Annotated in this window: 1 protein-coding gene; it reads right to left on the bottom strand. The window is 62.2% G+C overall.

Annotation, left to right across the window (positions count from 1 at the left end; all coding sequences use genetic code 11):
* Nucleotides 1-673: 673 nt before the first annotated feature.
* Nucleotides 674-1,006, bottom strand: a 333-nt coding sequence (locus ACFWJO_RS41115; protein WP_386873540.1) for a recombinase family protein, incomplete at its 5' end; no start/stop codon positions are given.

Below are 1,006 nucleotides of genomic sequence, written 5' to 3'. Positions count from 1 at the left end.
GTGGAACCTTGGTCGTCCGCGACGGTCGGGGCCGGGGGCGGGGGGCTGCGGACGCCTCGCCCCATTCGGGACCACCGCAACAACCTCAGATGGATGCGAGGTGCGTGTCCGATAGGGTTGATCCCATAGTTCACGGCCGGGTCGAGGCATTGTTCGATTCGGAACACGTTCGGGTGGGGTAGGGGAGAGACCAATGACATTTCGGCAGAACGCTGTCAGTCAGCGCCGCCGCGGCCGCGATCGCACTCGTCACCAACGCGGTTGCAGCGCCGGGCATTATGGGTGACGACATCGTGCAGCTCGACAACAGCGGACCGTGCAATGGTCCGATCCACGTAGATTTCGAGACCAGCGCTGCCCGGCCAGGAAATCTCTCCGTACTGCTTACTCCGCGAGGAAGTTTCGGGGCAAGCCCGGCGTGTGCGACGAGTATTCAGGTCGATTGGATCAACGGGATCGCCCCGTTCACACACACTTTGCGCGTGCCGGTAGACAACGGGCCCTCCAGGATTGACGTTCCCACGGGTGCCGGCGTGAGCCTCGTCAATGTCTCGAATTTTCCGCTCCGGGCATTGGCCATCAGCAGCTACGTGCTGGTCCCGTAGTCGAGGCGCGCCTCTTCTCGACTGATTGCTTCTGAGGGGCCGAGCTTCTCAATCGGCCCCTCAGAATTTCACGCTGACAGTTCATCCTCCGCCAACTCGGGCTGCGGTGCCGCGCCTGCGCGTTCATTGCGTGCGAGCTTGAGGTTCTCGTACAGGGCCGTCTTCTTGAGGTCGTAGCCCGCGCACAGGTCATCGACGGTGAATCGGCCGGTCTCGTGGTCCCGTAGCAGGAGGTTGCGGCGGAGCGGTGACAGTTTGTGCTGCTTGCCGCGCATCTTGCCCTTGGACTTCGCGACCTCGACGCCGGCCTTCGTGCGCTGACGATTGAGGTCTGACTCAAATTCGGCCATGATCGCCAGAAACCCGATGAACATCTTTCCCATCGGATCGGTGGGGTCATA

It is taken from the genome of Streptomyces sp. NPDC127092, assembly GCF_042722475.1.
Lineage (GTDB): Bacteria > Actinomycetota > Actinomycetes > Streptomycetales > Streptomycetaceae > Streptomyces.
The sequence above is the reverse complement of the archived record's forward strand: the minus strand, read 5'-3'. Positions and strand labels throughout refer to the sequence as shown.